The sequence below is a fragment of the Chromobacterium sp. HL1 genome (assembly GCF_057418835.1).
The window spans coordinates 4,682,922-4,697,639 of the sequence record NZ_CP162399.1 but is presented as its reverse complement, the minus strand read 5'-3'; the positions used below and the strand labels follow the sequence as shown (position 1 = coordinate 4,697,639).

At 68.0% G+C, this 14,718-nt stretch carries 13 protein-coding genes; 4 read left to right on the top strand and 9 right to left on the bottom strand.

Going from position 1 to position 14,718, the window contains the following annotated elements; genetic code table 11:
• Positions 1-120: 120 nt before the first annotated feature.
• A complete protein-coding gene (gene lptM / locus AB1Z25_RS21480) occupies positions 121-309 on the bottom strand; it encodes an LPS translocon maturation chaperone LptM (RefSeq protein ID WP_107801202.1) in 189 nt (62 codons plus the stop codon).
• Positions 310-444: 135 nt separating this feature from the next.
• Here lptM and cyaY point away from each other — a divergent pair, with 135 nt between their 5' ends.
• Both cyaY and AB1Z25_RS21470 read left to right on the top strand, forming a co-directional pair.
• On the top strand, positions 445-762 hold the full coding sequence (cyaY, locus tag AB1Z25_RS21475) for an iron donor protein CyaY (protein ID WP_107801201.1): 318 nt from the start codon (positions 445-447) through the stop codon (positions 760-762).
• Positions 759-1,175, top strand: coding sequence for a YqaA family protein (locus AB1Z25_RS21470; RefSeq protein WP_107801200.1), 417 nt, complete (start codon positions 759-761; stop codon positions 1,173-1,175). The genes cyaY and AB1Z25_RS21470 overlap by 4 nt, the downstream gene beginning before the upstream one ends.
• 70 nt (positions 1,176-1,245) lie before the next feature.
• Here AB1Z25_RS21470 and AB1Z25_RS21465 read toward each other — a convergent pair whose 3' ends face one another.
• The 4 genes from AB1Z25_RS21465 to hemC are packed head-to-tail and all read right to left on the bottom strand — an operon-like array spanning position 1,246 to position 5,151.
• A complete protein-coding gene (locus tag AB1Z25_RS21465; protein WP_048412739.1) occupies positions 1,246-2,454 on the bottom strand; it encodes a heme biosynthesis protein HemY in 1,209 nt (402 codons plus the stop codon).
• Between the two features lie 3 nt (positions 2,455-2,457).
• Complete coding sequence (locus tag AB1Z25_RS21460; protein ID WP_107801199.1) at positions 2,458-3,486, bottom strand: uroporphyrinogen-III C-methyltransferase; 1,029 nt, start codon at positions 3,484-3,486, stop codon at positions 2,458-2,460.
• Positions 3,483-4,214 (bottom strand): uroporphyrinogen-III synthase, encoded by a 732-nt coding sequence (locus AB1Z25_RS21455; protein ID WP_486636134.1) that lies wholly within the window; start codon positions 4,212-4,214, stop codon positions 3,483-3,485. The genes AB1Z25_RS21460 and AB1Z25_RS21455 overlap by 4 nt, the downstream gene beginning before the upstream one ends.
• A gap of 7 nt (positions 4,215-4,221) precedes the next feature.
• The gene (gene hemC / locus AB1Z25_RS21450) at positions 4,222-5,151 is read right to left on the bottom strand and encodes a hydroxymethylbilane synthase (RefSeq protein WP_486636133.1); all 930 of its coding nucleotides are present in this window, start codon (positions 5,149-5,151) and stop codon (positions 4,222-4,224) included.
• A gap of 301 nt (positions 5,152-5,452) precedes the next feature.
• Between hemC and ppc the strand changes: the two genes are divergently transcribed.
• Positions 5,453-8,152, top strand: a complete 2,700-nt coding sequence (ppc, locus tag AB1Z25_RS21445; protein WP_486636132.1) for a phosphoenolpyruvate carboxylase — start codon at positions 5,453-5,455, stop codon at positions 8,150-8,152.
• A gap of 431 nt (positions 8,153-8,583) precedes the next feature.
• Here the strand turns inward: ppc and AB1Z25_RS21440 are convergent, their stop codons facing one another.
• From AB1Z25_RS21440 to hemL, 4 genes are all read right to left on the bottom strand, one after another.
• Positions 8,584-9,396 (bottom strand): DUF2145 domain-containing protein, encoded by an 813-nt coding sequence (locus AB1Z25_RS21440; protein WP_253314975.1) that lies wholly within the window; start codon positions 9,394-9,396, stop codon positions 8,584-8,586.
• Positions 9,383-9,841 (bottom strand): hypothetical protein, encoded by a 459-nt coding sequence (locus AB1Z25_RS21435; RefSeq protein WP_253314974.1) that lies wholly within the window; start codon positions 9,839-9,841, stop codon positions 9,383-9,385. The genes AB1Z25_RS21440 and AB1Z25_RS21435 overlap by 14 nt, the downstream gene beginning before the upstream one ends.
• A gap of 61 nt (positions 9,842-9,902) precedes the next feature.
• Positions 9,903-12,629 (bottom strand): DEAD/DEAH box helicase, encoded by a 2,727-nt coding sequence (locus AB1Z25_RS21430; protein WP_486636131.1) that lies wholly within the window; start codon positions 12,627-12,629, stop codon positions 9,903-9,905.
• A 40-nt stretch (positions 12,630-12,669) separates the two neighbouring features.
• Positions 12,670-13,947 (bottom strand): glutamate-1-semialdehyde 2,1-aminomutase, encoded by a 1,278-nt coding sequence (gene hemL / locus AB1Z25_RS21425; RefSeq protein WP_486636130.1) that lies wholly within the window; start codon positions 13,945-13,947, stop codon positions 12,670-12,672.
• Positions 13,948-14,103: 156 nt separating this feature from the next.
• Between hemL and AB1Z25_RS21420 the strand changes: the two genes are divergently transcribed.
• Positions 14,104-14,697 (top strand): DJ-1/PfpI family protein, encoded by a 594-nt coding sequence (locus tag AB1Z25_RS21420; protein WP_486636129.1) that lies wholly within the window; start codon positions 14,104-14,106, stop codon positions 14,695-14,697.
• The last annotated feature ends 21 nt before the right edge of the window (positions 14,698-14,718 follow it).

The following is a 14,718-nucleotide window of genomic DNA, read 5'->3' as shown; positions in this document are numbered from 1 at the left end:
TGCAGATACAGCCTTTGAGTGTAAAGGATATGACTGAAGCGCAGGAAACCGCGTGGGAATATCAATATGTCTTCGGCATTTCGCGGCCGCCGCGCCGGGCCCAAAGCGCGGCGGGAACCGTCAGCGGACGGCGGGAGCGGCGGGCTCGGCCGCGGCGCGCGGAGCGGAGGCGTCGGCCTTGGCCGCGGGTTTGACGGCCGGCGCGGCGGCGGCCGGCTTGGCGGCGGGGGCGGGCAGATACAAGGGGCCTTTGAAGCCGCAGGCGGCCAGGAACAGGGTCAGGCTTGCACAAGCCAGCAAGGTGCGCATACGAATGAGTTCCAATGTGGCAAAATCTGGATACTAGCAAAGCTGCGGCGCGTCGTGTGATTCCGATGCGCCCGGCGATCAAGGCCTGAGCCGCGCCAAGACGGCGTCCAGGCCGTCATTCAACGGGAAAGCGCAATGAACGAAACCGAATTTCTGCGGCACACCGACGCCATCTTCGCACGCATCGAAGCCGCCATCGACGACAATGACCTGGACGCCGACTACCTGGTGTCCGGCAATGTGCTGGACATCGAGTTCAGCGACGGCGCCAAGATCATCGTCAACCGCCACACCGCCAATCAGGAGCTGTGGATCGCGGCCAAGAGCGGCGGCTACCACTTCGCCTTCCGCGACGGCCGCTGGATCGCCGCGCGCGACGGTTCGGAGTTCTTCTCCACGCTCAGCGCCGCCATCGCCGCCGCCTGCGGCGAAACCATCGGGTTTGATGAATGAGTCATTTGGTTTGGCTGGGCCTGGGCGGGCTGGCGGTGTCGGCCTTCACCTCGTCCACCATCCTGCCCGGCAATTCCGAACTGGCGCTGTCCGCCTTTCTGTACAAATGGCCGGAGTGGCTGTGGCCGGCCTTGCTGGTGGCCACGGTGGCCAATACCGCCGGCAGCGTCACCAGTCTGTGGCTGGGGCGGCTGGCGCCGCGCAAGGAGCTGCCGCCGCGGCTGGCCGGCTGGTTTCAGCGTTTCGGCCCGGCGGTGCTGGCCCTGTCCTGGCTGCCGGTGATCGGCGACGCCATCCCCTTGGCCGCCGGCTGGCTGCGGCTGCCCTGGTGGTCCAGCATTCTGTGGCTGACTCTGGGCAAGGCGGCGCGCTATCTGGCCTTGGCCTGGGGGGTGCTGCTGTTGTCGAGTTGAGCCGATAACAATCAGGGCAATAAAAAAGGACATGCGAGAGCATGTCCTTTTTCGTATGGAGTCCCCGGGGTCAGCAGCCCTGTTTCAGCGCCAGCTCCAGGCTCTTGTTGTAATGCTGAGCCGCCAGCTCTTCCTTGCCGGTGGCTTCGAACAGCCGCGCCAACTCGGCGTGGGCGCACAGCGTCGGCGAGATCGAGGCGCTGGCTTCCAGATAGCTCTGCGCCTTGCCCCACAGCTGCTGGCACAGGGCCAGACGGCCCAAGGCCATCAGCAGCCAGTGGTCGCGCGGCCGCTTCTTCAGCCAGTTTTCCGCGGTTTTCAGCAGTTCCAGGCGCTTGTCCTCGCTCAGGTGCTCGGCCAGCTTGCCCAGTTCGCGAGACAGCTCCGGGGTGTCGTGGTCGTCGTTGGCCAGCGCGCCGGCCAGCAAGGTGGCGGCGTAGTCGTAGTCCTGCAGCACGATCAGCCGCGCCACCACCTGGTCCATCAGCTGGGGATTGCTGCGTTCGGCTTCCGGAATGCGGCGCAGCCAGTCGCGGATTTCCTGACCGCCCAGCAGCGTCACCAGTTGTTGCTGGTAGGCGGCCAAGCGGTAGCGCCGCGCCTGTTCCGGCTCCAGCGCGTCGGCCTTGAGCAGTTTCTCGGTCAGCGCCAGCACCGCCTCCGGCTGCTTCTGCAACAGGCGAACCTTCAATTCCAGCCGCAAGGCGTTGGTCAGATTGGGCGACAGCGCGCGCGCGCGTTCGATGGCGGCCAAGGCGCCCAGCGGGTCCTTGGCTTCCAGCTTCAGTTCCGCGTCCAGCATATGGCGCGCCAGCTGCAGCCGAGGCGGCATGGCGTCCAGTTGCGCCAGATAGCCGTCCCGCTTATCCAGATCGCCGGCGGCGCCGGCGGAACGGGCGGCGATCAAGAGCGCCAGCGCCTTGTTTTCCGGCGAGTATTCGTCGTCCAGCGATTTGCTGGCCTCGCGCTCGGCTTTCTGGAAACGGCCTTCAAAGTAGGAAATGCCGGCTTCGCGCAGCGCGTGGCGGGAGGCTTTCAGCTTTTTCTGGCGCTGGAAGCGGCGCACTTCCGCCGGCAGATTGGCGGCCACCGCCACCATGCGCAGCACCAGGTGCACCACGAAGATCAGCGCCACCACCGACACGATCAGCAGGTTGAAGGACACTTCCATCCGGTAAGGCGGCAGGAACAGGATGGCGTAGCCGGTGTTCAGGGTGGCGGCCAGGCCGACCAGCACCGCGAGGGCAAACAGCCCGGTAATCCACAAGGCGAATTTCACGGTTTATTCTCCTGCCGCGCCTTGGGCGTCGCGCACCGATTTGAGGCTGGCGTTCATGTCCGGCAGCGCCACGTCCAGCGGCGCGCCTTCCAGTTCGCCCAGCGTGCCCAGCCATTGGGTGACGGCCGGAGCGTCGCGGTCGAAGTAGCGCTGCACATAGCTGCGCGCGGCCACGATGTCGGCGGCGAAGGTCTTGCCGTCGCGCTGGATCAGCGCCAGGCGCGCGTCCAGCAGGCGCATTTTCAGGTTTTCCCGCAGGAAGAAGGCTTGCTCCGGCGACAGCAGCAGCGCTTCAGGCTTGTCCATGCGGCGGATGTGGATCAGCTCGCCCAGGCTCTTGCTGACGTCGGCCACCAAGCGTTCCCACAGCGGCGCGCTGGCCGGCGTCGCGGCCTTGGCCTGCGGCTTCTGGCTGGCCAGGCGGTGGGCGTCCACCGCCAGCGGCAGGCTGTCGGCGGACAGCATCAGCCGGTCCAGCTTGACGGTGAGGCCGACGCTGTCCAGATAGGGCAGGGCCTTGAGTTTTTCCAGGTCGGTGGCCACCGCCTTTTTCACGCCGATCAGCTGCGGGCGGTCGAACTTGGCCAGGCGCGCGTCCACCATTTCCAGCGCGGACACGGCGGCCGGCACATTGCCGGCCAGCTGCAATTGCTGGCTGGCGATGGCCAGGGTGTGCTCGACTTCGGACAGCAGCCAGTCGGTGCGGTTCTTGGTCAGTTCCTGGTACATGCCGTTCAGCGTCGCGTATTGGCCGGCGGATTCGTTGACGCGGGCCTCCATCAGCGCCAGCCGGCCTTCGGTGGCGCGGTTGGCGCTGATCGCCTGCTCGGTCATCGCGCGCAGCTCCTTGGCGGATCCGCTGCCTTCGGCCAGCCGGCGCGCCAGTTCCTGGCGGGCGGCGGTCAGTTCCTGCTGGGTGCTGAAGTACTGCCAGCCGGACACGCCCAGCGCGGCGATGGCGATCAGCAAGGCCGGACTCAGCGATTTCTTGGACTCGGGTTTGGCGGTTTCGGTGATCTGGGATTCGCTCATGGGTGACGACAGAACCATTTTTTAAGGCCGGCGACCAGCGCGCTGTCTTCGGCCCGGGTTGTCATGATGCGCGTCGCGCCTTGCGCGGCGAGCCGGTCGGCCACGCGCGGATGCGGCACGCAATATAGCAGGCATTGTAACGTCCTGATTCGACTGGGGCCAGCGAGACGGAACAATTGCTCTACGATTTCGCCGGAAGTGACGATTACCGCGTCCGGCGGCGCGAGGTCGAAGGCCGCCCAGTCCGGCGCGCCGTCCAGCCGACGGTAGATTTCAGCGAACTCCACCGCCGCGCCGCGAGCGGCCAGGCTTTGCGCCAGCAGCGGCCGGCCGCCGACGCCGCGCACGATCAGCACGCGCTGTCCGCGCATATCGGCCAGTTCGGGCAGGGCCAGCAAGGCTTCGCTGTCGCTGCCCTCGGCGGGGTGCAGCGCCGTCCGGCCGCTGAGCGCGGCCAGCTTGGCGGCGCTGGCGCGGCCGACGCAGACCAGCCGCTTGGCGGCGAGGTCCAGCGTTTGCAGCGCCGGCCAGGCCTGATCTATGGCGCTGGGGCTGACGAAGACCAGGCAGTCCGCCGCCGCCGCTTGTCGCGGCAGCGCCGCCAGCGCGTCCGGCTGCGGAGCGATCTCCATCAGCGGCAGATGGCCGGCGTCGAAGCCGGCGGCGGCGAGCAGGCGCAGCAGCTCGGCGCTTTGCGCCAGCGGGCGGGCGACCAGGACGCGCGGCATCGCCGTCTCAGCGCGGGTCGGCCAGCACCGCCTCGATCAGCGGGCCGGCACCGTCGTCCAGCAGCTTCTTGGCCACGGTGCGGCCCAGCGCGTCGGCGTAATCGGCCGGGGCGCTGGCGCTGGCGGTCAGCATCACCGAACCGTCCGGGCTGGCGACGAAGCCGCCCAGCGTCAGCGTGTCTTCGCTGAGGGTGGCGAAGGCGCCCAGCGGCACCTGGCAGCTGCCGCCCAGCGCGCGCGCCAGCGCGCGCTCGGCGCTGACACAGGCGTGGGTGGCGGCGTGGTTCAGCGGCGCGAGCAGCTGCATCAGGTCGGCGCGGTCGGCGCGGATTTCGATGCCCAGCGCGCCTTGGCCGGCGGCCGGCAGGCTTTCCGACGGCGGCAGCTCCTTGCGGATGCGCTCGGACAGGCCCAGGCGCTTGAGGCCGGCGGCGGCCAGGATGATGGCGTCGTATTCGCCGTCGTCCAGCTTGCGCAGCCGGGTTTGCACATTGCCGCGCAGCGGCTTGACCACCAGCCGCGGATAGCGGGCGCGGATCTGCGATTCGCGGCGCAGGCTGGAGGTGCCCACCACCGCGCCGTCCGGCAGCTCCGACAAGTCCGCGCAGCGGGCGGACACCAGCGCGTCGCGGGGGTCTTCGCGCTCGCAGATGGCGGCCAGCGCGAAGCCTTCCGGCAGCACCATCGGCACGTCCTTGATCGAATGCACGGCCAGGTCGGCGCGGCCTTCGGCCAGCGCCACTTCCAGCTCTTTGACGAACAGGCCTTTGCCGCCGATCTTGGACAGGGTCTTGTCCAGAATCTGGTCGCCCTGGGTGGTCATGCCCAGGATGTCCACGCTGAGGTGGGGGTAGAGCGCTTGCAGCCGGGCCTGGATGTGTTCGGCCTGCCACATGGCCAGCCGGCTCTCGCGGCTGGCGATGACGATTTTGTCCATGAAAACCGGTTTCCGATTGGGCTATGTGCTTGGATGGCGGGCATTCTAGCACGCCGGCCCGACGCGCAGCGCCGCGGCATCGTCCAGGCGGGGGCGTAAAGCTTGATGTTGCGCAATGCGCAGTCAGGTCAATATCTAACAGCTTAAATGACAGTAGTGTTGCCACTACAGCGGCAAGCCTGCTTATGATGTTTTGCATGCGAAACGAATCGTCTGAAGTCAGCGACCGCGCTGACTTGAGCCGATTCAAAACTAGGGGCGGCCACGGCCGCGGCCGCCCGTCACCATCAAGGAATACCGAATGAGCGATTTAGACAAGGACTTGCCGCTGCGCGCCGATCTGGCGCGCCTGGACCGCGCGCTGGCCGAGGTGTTGAGCGAACAGGCCGGACCCGAGGTCTACGCCGAGGTGCGCGCCATCGCCGGCCGCAGCGCGGAGGAACGCAGCCAGCCCTTGGCGGCGGAATTGAGCCCGGCGGCGGCGATGGCGCTGGTGCGCGCCTGCGGCCTGTACGCCCAGCTGTTCAATATCGCCGAGGACCTGCACCATGTGCGCCGCCGCCGCGCCCACCGCCAGGCCGGTTCCGCGCCGCAGCAGGGCAGCCTGTCGCGCGCGCTGGGCAAGCTGAAGGCGGACGGCGTCAGCATCGCCATGCTGGCCGACACCCTGCGCGACGCCTATGTCGGCGCCATCCTCACCGCCCACCCCACCGAGGTGCAGCGCCAGAGCGTGCTGGACGGCCACCGCGCGGTGCGCCGTTTCCTGGGCAAGCTGGCGGCGGCGGACCTGACGCCGGAAGAAGAAGAGGAACTGGAGGCCAAGCTCAAGCGCGTGATCGTCGCCTTGTGGCAGACCTCGGAAATCCGTCACTTCAAGCTGGCGGTCAAGGACGAGATCGAAAACGGCGTCGCCTACCACCCGCTGACCTTCTTCCAGGCCTTGCCGGCGCTGTATCAGCGCCTGGACCGGCAGATTGAGGCCACCTGGGGCCAGACGACGCCGTTGCCGTCCTTCATCCGCGTCGGCAGCTGGATAGGCGGCGACCGCGACGGCAACCCCAATGTCGACGCCGCGGTGTTGCGCCACGCGGTGACGCGCCAGGCGCAAGTGGCCTTCGAACATTATCTGTACGAGCTGGCGGCCTTGTACCGCGAGCTGTCGCTGTCGCAGCGCCTGGTCGGCGTCAGCCCGGCCTTGGTGGGCTTGGCGGCGTTGACGCCGGACCAGGAGGAGAGCCGCCGCGAGGAACCGTACCGGCGCGCGCTGGCGGCGATGGAGGCGCGGGTACTGGCCACCGGCCTGCGGCTGGGCGTGAGCCTGAGCGGCCGCTGGCCGGCGGGCCGGCCCTATGCGGACCAGGCTGAATTCCAGGCCGATCTCGCGGTGCTGGACGCCTCGCTGCGCGAACACGGCAGCGCGACGCTGGCCGACGGCCGGCTGGCGGAACTGATCCGCGCGGTGGACGTGTTCGGCTTCTTCCTGATGCCGCTGGACCTGCGCCAGTTCGCCGGCAGCCACGAGGCGGTGGTGGGCGAGCTGTTCGCCCGCGCCGGGCTGGAGGAGTTCGCGGCGCTGGACGAGGCGGCGCGGACCCGGGTGCTGCTGCGCGAGCTGGCCACGCCGCGGCTGCTGTATTCGCCCTATCTGGACTACAGCGCCGAAGCGGAGAAGGAACTGGCCATCTTCCGCGAGGCGGCCTTGATCCAACGCCAGTTCGGCGTGGACGCCATCGGTCAGAGCATCATTTCCAATTGCGCCCAGGTCAGCGACATCCTGGCGCTGGCGCTGCTGCTGAAGGAGGCCGGCATGATCCGGCTGGTGGACGGGCAGCCGCGCGCCAGCGTCAACCTGGTGCCCCTGTTTGAAACCATCGCCGATCTGGACCGCAGCGCTCAGGTGATGACGGCGCTGTTCGCGCTGCCGTGGTACCAGCAACTGCTGGACAGCCGCGGCCGCATGCAGGAAGTGATGCTGGGCTATTCCGACAGCAATAAGGACGGCGGTTATCTGACCAGCCAATGGCAGCTCTACCAGGCGGAAAAGCGGCTGGTGCGCTGTTTCGCCGACGGCCGGGTCAAGCTGCGGCTGTTCCACGGCCGCGGCGGCTCGGTGGGCCGCGGCGGCGGTCCGTCGTTCGAAGCCATCATGGCGCAGCCGGCCGGCAGCGTGGCCGGCCGCATCCGCATCACCGAGCAGGGCGAGGTGATCGCGTCCAAGTATTCGGACCCGGCCATCGGCGGCCGCAACCTGGAAGCCCTGGTGGCGGCGACGCTGGAAGCCAGCCTCAGCGGCTGCGCCAGCTGCGAGACCGACGAGACGGTGTTCGACGAGCTGTCGGACGCCGCCTACCGCGCCTATCGCGAGCTGGTGGAAGCGCCGGGCTTCATGCAGTACTTCCTGGAGGCGACGCCGATCAACGCCATCGCCAAGCTCAATATCGGCAGCCGGCCGGCCTCGCGCAAGAGCCTGGCTTCGATCAAGGACCTGCGCGCCATTCCCTGGGTGTTCTCCTGGTCGCAATCGCGGGTGATGCTGCCCGGCTGGTTCGGCGTCGGTTCGGCGGTGCGCGCCTTCATCGAGCGCCACGGCGAAGCCGGCCGCGCGCGCCTGCAAAGCCTGTATCGCAGCTCGCCGTTCTTCCAGGTGGTGTTGTCCAATATGGAGCAGGTGCTGGCCAAGGCGGATCTGGGCATCGCCCGCCGCTTCGCCGGCCTGGTGGAGGACCGCGCGCTGGCCGAGGCGCTGTTCGGCCGCATCCAGGCCGAGTGGCAGGCCACGCTGGACGCTTTCTACGCCGTCACCGGCCAAAGCGCGCTGTTGGAGAAGAACCCGACGCTGCACCGCAGCCTGGAAACGCGCTTGCCGTATCTGGACGCGCTGGGCCTGTTGCAGGCCGAGTTGCTGAGCCGGCTGCGCCGTCAGCCGGACGACGCCGAGGCCTTGTACGCGATCCACCTGACCATCAACGGCACTTCGGCCGGCTTGCGCAACAGCGGTTGAGGCCAGGCGCGGCGGCGGCACAGGCCCGTCGCCGCGCTATGTAGGCCGGTTTTGCTGCTGGAGCTCGTTTTTGATCATTTCAGATCGGGCTAATGGCCTAAATGATGATTTAGGGCCGGTTCCGCCCTGACCGAGCGAAGCGTCGCGAGGGAATCAAACGGAAAGGGAGATTTGCGCGAGCCAATCGCCCCATCGCTGAGCGAGTCAAAGATTCTCAAAGATTCTCAGTGATGGGGCGCTAAGGTCGCGGTGCTCGAACAAGCCGCCGCTTAAAACCCGCGAAGCGAAGTTGCTGCGTAGCTAAAACCGCGGGCCCGCCACCCGACGGCAGGTTTGAAGGGCGCCGGGGCGCGTCGAATACGAAGTCTCCTACGTATCTACGCAGCATCTCGAGGTACTCATAAAAGATCGTGAACAGGCTCTAGGCCAAGTCAAGGCGCGGGGATGTCCAACACTTGCCAGCCCTCCTTGCGGGCCTGCAGGAAGTTCATCACCGAATCCACGGTCACGGTCTGGATGCGGTCGGCGTAGCGCATCTCGTTGGGGTGGTCGTCGAAGGCGACATTGGCCTTGAACATGCGGCCGCCCAGCCGCGTCAGCGGCCCCAGCTTGAGTTCCGACGGCGCGTAGCCGTTGAGCTTCAGCCACATTTGCGCCTGTTCGCGGTTGGCGATGCGCGCTTCCTGGCTGGCCGAGGCCGCCAGCGTTTCCAGCACCCAGGTGTTGGAGTTTTCGTAGCGGGTGGCGAAGGGATAGGCCAGCAGGCTGTATTGCGGGGTGTGCAGTTCGCGCAGCCGCGGCGGCGTCTGCAGCCGTTCGCGCAGGCGGGCGGCCAGCGCCGGCGGCGGCAGCAGCGCCACCGATTCGAAGGAATACATATCGTCGAGGAAGAAATTGCCCAGGCCCTCGTACCACAGGTCGGAGCTGGCGCTGCCGCAGTCGTTGAGCAGGTGGGCGACGCGCCAGCGGCCTTCCGGCTGGCGGTAGGCGATGCCGACATGGGTGTAGCGCAGCTTGAAGCGCGACAGGTCCTGGCCGACGCGGCCGATCACCGCGACGTCGCCGCCGCTGGCGTCCAGCTTTTGCCGCAGCTGTTCGGCGGCGGCCATCGCCTTGCCGAAGGTGGCCGGGGTGATGGTTTGTTCCTCGCAGCTGCGGCCGGCCTGGGCGGCGTGCGGCAACAGCAGGCAGAGCGCCAGGCCAAGGCCGGCGAGACGGGCGGGCAGAGCGTCAGGACGGGACACGGTTGTGCTCCAGCAGGGCCTCGCCCAGCTTGTTGGGGATGAAGGCCAGCACTTTGCCGGAGGTGACCAGCATGGTGCCGCTGGCCACCGCGGTGACTTGCACCGAGGCGCCGACCGCGGCGCCGGTGGCTTTCAGCGCCTTGCCGGACAACTCCACCACCAGCTTGGCGCCGCCTTGCGCCGCGTCCAGCGACATCTTGACGGTGTCGCCGGCGCCCTGGGCCAGGCCGGTGATCACATAGGCGCTGCCGGTCACCGCCAGCACTGGGGCCAGCAGCGATTCGCCCTTGCCCTGGGCGCTGCCGGCCACGCTGATCGCCGGCGCGGCGACGATGGACAGGGTGCCGACGGAGATTTTCTCGGAGGCGGTGTCGGTCTGGGACAGGCCGGCCCAGGCGGGCAGCGCGGACAGCAGCAGGCTGGACAGCAGGAGGGCTTTGAGCATGGATAATCCGGAATCAAGGAAATGACGCCAGCTTGCCCATTTTATGACGAAAGGGCAATGCTCAGCTTTGGCGCAATAGTGCCAACAGCGCCGCGCCGTCCAGCCGCGCGCTGAGATCGCCGCCGTCCAGCAGGCTGTCGGCCAGCTCGCGCTTGCTGGCGTGCAGCGCCACGATCTTTTCTTCTATGGTGTGCTGGGCCACCAGCCGGTACACCGTCACCGGCCGCTGCTGGCCCATGCGGTAGGCGCGGTCGCTGGCCTGGTCTTCCACCGCCGGGTTCCACCAGGGGTCGAGGTGGATCACGTAGTCGGCGGCGGTCAGGTTGAGGCCGGTGCCGCCGGCTTTCAGGCTGATCAGGAACACCTCGCCGTCGCCGGCCTGGAAGGCGTCCATGCGCGCCTTGCGTTGCGGGCCCGGCACCGCGCCGTCCAGGTATTGGTAGCGTATGCCTTGCTGGTCCAGCCAGCGGCGGACGATGGCGAGGTGATCGACGAACTGGCTGAACACCAGCGCCTTGTGGCCGTTGTCCAGCAGTTCCAGCATCAGTTCGCGGAACAATGCCTGCTTGGCGGAGGGCAAGGCGCTGTCAGGCTGGGTCAGCGTCGGGTGGCAGCAGAAGCGGCGCAGCCGGGTCAGCTCGGCCAGCACCTGCATCGCGCCGCCCTCGGCCTCGCCCGGCTGGCCCAGCTTGTCCAGCGCCTGCTGACGCATCGCCTCGTAGACTTCCATTTCCGCCTCGCTCAGCGGGACGGCGCGGGTGATGTCGGTGCGCGGCGGCAACTCGGTCAGCACCTGTTGCTTGGTGCGGCGCAGCAGATAGGGGCGGATCAGCGCTTTCAGCGCGTCGCGGGCGTCCTCGTCGCCGTCGGCGATGGGCTGGGCGAAGCGCTGCTGGAATTTGTCCTCGTTGCCCAGCAGGCCGGGCGCGACGAAGCGGAACAGGCTCCACAATTCGCCCAGATGGTTTTCCACCGGGGTGCCGCTGGCGGCCAGGCGGAAATCGGCGTAGAGCGCGTGGGCGGCCTGGGCGCGCTGGCTGGCGGCGTTCTTGATCGCCTGCGCCTCGTCCAGTACCACGCTGGCCCAGCGCACCTCGGCGAAGGCGTCGGCGTCGCGTTGCAGCAGACCGTAGCTGGTCACCACCAGATCGCCGGGGCCGGCGCTGTCCAGCCGCCGTTGTTGCTGGTAGGGCCGTAGCCGCAGGCTGGGCGCGAAGCGGGCGGCCTCGGCCAGCCAGTTCAGCGCCACCGAGGTGGGCGCCACCACCAGTTGCGGGCCGAGCGCGGCGCGGCTGAGCAAGAGCGCCAGCGTCTGCACCGTCTTGCCCAGGCCCATATCGTCGGCCAGGCAGGCGCCGGCGCCCCAGTGGGCCAGCCGCGCCAGCCAGTTGTAGCCTTGCTGCTGGTAAGGCCGCAGCGTGGCGCGCAGGGTGTCCGGTATTTCGGGTTCGAAGCTTTGCAGCGATTGCAGCCGCCGCCATTGTTCATTCCAGCCGGCGTCGCCGTCGAAAGCGCCGGCCTCGGCCGCCAGCTCGCCCAGCCGCGGCGCGGCCAGCGGGCTCAGGCGCAGGCCGCCGGGCGCGGCGTGGTCGGCCAGCAGCGTCAGCTGGCGCAGGCGGGCGGCGAGGGAGTCGGACAGCGCCAGCCAGTCGCCGTCGGACAGGCGCAGGTAGCGGCCGGACTGGCCGGCCAGCGCTTCCAGCAGATGGCGCAGCGCCAGGATGTTGCCGTCGTCCAGCCCCAGTTCGCCGTCCACTTCCAGCCAGCCGCCCTTGCGCTTGGCGCTCAGTTTCAGCTGCGGCAGGCCGACGCCGGCGCGGATGCGCTGGCGCTGGCCGGACGGCCATTCGCATTGCAGGGTGTCCGCGTCCAGCGTCTGCAGTTCGGCCAGCAGGTCCAAGGCCGCCTGCTGGCCGTCCACCGCCCATTCGTCGCCGTCGCGGCGCGCGGTGGCCAGCGTCGGGCAGGCGGCGTGGACCTGGCGCTGGCGGGCGCGCTCGGCGGGAAGGTCGCGCTTGAGCTGCAGCGCGACGCCGTCCACGCTCACCACCAGGCCGGGCGCGCCGCGGCCGGGCGCGTACAGCGCGCTGGCCAGGTGCGGGCGCACTTTCAGCTGCAGCCGCAGGCCGGCCTCGTCCAGCCGCAGCAGCGCGCGCAGAACGGCGTCGGCCGGCTGGCTGGGCAGGCTGTCGTCAAAGCTGGCGCTGACGTCGTGCAAGGGCAGTTCCGGCGCGATGTCGCGGATGGCGTCCAGCACTTTCTTGCGGGCGTGCCAGGGCAGGCTCAGGCTGTGGCCGAGCAGGGCGGCGATCTGGCGCACTTCCTCGTCCAGCCGGTAGACCGCGAGACGGTCCGGCGCCAGCTTGCGCCACAGCACGCCGGCGCAGGCGGCGATGCCGGGCGGGCTCAGCCGCAGGGAGATCTGTTCGCCCTGACGCTCCAGTTCCAGCGCCACTTGGCCGGCCTCCACCCGCAGCGGCTGTTCCGGCGCGTCGGCCCAGTACAGCGCTGGGTGGCCGACCAGCAGCGGCAGCGCGGCCAGCGCGTCCAGCGCCGCGTGTCCGTCGGCGGCGATGTCGGCCTGCAAGGCGGCCAGCGCGCGCAGGATCAGCCGGTCCTGGCCACCGAGCCAGTCCAGTGCGTCCTGTTCCGCCAGCAGTCTGGTGAGCGGCAGGCGCCGGCCGCGGCCGTAGCCGTCGGGACCTCGCGTTTGCTCGCAGGGCTGCAGTTCCACGCCGGAGGCTTCGACGCGCAGCCGCCAGGCCAGGCGGGTGGGGGGAGTGTGCATGCGGGAAGGCGCCGCCGCGCGGAGGCGGCGGCGTTCAGGCTTAGACGCGGCTCAGCGCGCGGGCTGCGGCGGCCAGGGTTTGATCGATGATGTCGTCGCTGTGGGCGCTGGAGACGAAGCCGGCTTCGTAGGCGGACGGCGCCAGGTAGACGCCTTCGTCCAGCATCGCGTGGAAGAAGCGCTTAAAGCGTTCGATGTCGCAGCGGGTGGCTTCGGCGTAGGACTTGGGCGCGTGCTCGCTGAAGTAGAAGCCGAACATGCCGCCCACGCTGTCGCTGCTCATGGTCACGCCGGCCGCGCGCGCGGCGTCGGCCAGGCCCTGGGCCAGACGCGCGGTGCGGCGGCCTAGCTCTGCGTGGAAGCCCGGCTGCTGGATCAGCTTGAGGGTGGCGAGGCCGGCGGCCACCGACAGCGGATTGCCGGACAGGGTGCCGGCCTGGTAGACGTTGCCCAGCGGCGCGATGCAGGCCATGATGTCGGCGCGGCCGCCAAAGGCCGCCAGCGGCATGCCGCCGCCCACCACCTTGCCCAGCGTGGTCAGGTCCGGTTTGACGCCGTGCAGGCCCTGGGCGCAGTTCAGCGCCACGCGGAAACCGGTCATTACTTCGTCGTAGATCAGCACCGCGCCGTGTTGTTCGGTCAGGCTGCGCAGCGCCTGGACGAACTCGGCCGAGGGCTGGATCAAATTCATATTGCCGGCGATCGGTTCCAGGATCACGCAGGCGATCTGGCCGCCGATTTCGCGGAAGGTCTTGTCCAGCTGTTCGACGTCGTTGTACTGCAGCACCAGGGTGTGCTTGGTGCAGTCGGCCGGCACGCCGCCGGAGGACGGGTTGCCGAAGGTGAGTAGGCCGGAGCCGGCCTTGACCAGCAGGCTGTCGGAGTGGCCGTGGTAGCAGCCTTCGAATTTGACGATGAGGTCGCGGCCGGTGAAACCGCGCGCCAGGCGGATCGCCGACATGGTGGCTTCGGTGCCGGAGGAGACCAGGCGCACTTGCTCGACCGAGGGCAGCAGCTTGCGGATTTCCTCGGCGATCAGCACTTCGCCCTCGGTGGGCGCGCCGAAGGACAGGCCGCCGACGGCCGCTTCCTGCACCGCGCGCACCACGTCCGGGTGGGCGTGGCCGACGATGGCCGGACCCCAGGAGCCTACATAGTCCAGATACTGTTTGTCGTCGGCGTCCCAGAAGTAGGCGCCTTCGGCGCGCTGGACGAAGCGCGGCGTGCCGCCGACCTGGCCGAAGGCCCGCACCGGCGAGTTGACGCCGCCGGGGATGGATTTCTTGCCACGTTCAAACAGTTCCAGATTGCGGGACATGTGCGTTTCCTTGTCGGGCGGCCGCGGCCGCGGGTGTGTTCGGATTGGGCGCGGGCGCTGGACCCGCCATTGGCCGCTATTTTAACCGAGGCTGGCGTGGGTGGGCTATGAGTGATATATGCTTTTGACCATGTCATTTTCGATAGAGAACGCGTCATGAAAAAAGCCGTATTTTTCTTATTGGATGAGTACGCCGAGTGGGAAAGCGCTTTTCTGGCCAGCCGGCTGGCGATGAGCAAGCAGTGGTCGGTGGCCACGGCCTCCTTGGAACGGGGCGTGTGCAAATCCATGGGCGGTTTTACAACGGTTGTTGACTACGCTCTGATGGATATTCCCGGCGATACCGCGCTGTTGGTTTTAGTCGGCGGCAACGCCTGGGGCCTGGATAGCTCTGAGTTGAGGGAGAGGGTTGCCGCTTGCTTGGCAACAGGGGTTGTCGTGGCGGCAATTTGCGGCGCGGTGGATTTTTTGGCGCGGAATGGCTTGTTGAATGATTATCGCCATACGGGCAATGCTCAGCATTTGTGGGCGGAATATCCGGAATATCGCCATCACGCAGGCTTTATCGCAGCGCAAACGGTGCGGGATAGAAACCTGATCACGGCGAATGGAACCGCGGCCATGGAGTTTTCGGAAAGCGTATTAAAATCTTTGCACGCGGGTGATTCGGCGGAAATAGAGATGGAGCATAAGTTATTTAAAATGGGCTACCATGATTACGTTCTGCAATATGGCAACCCATTCGCATAGCCTTGATCCGAGCCATCGCTA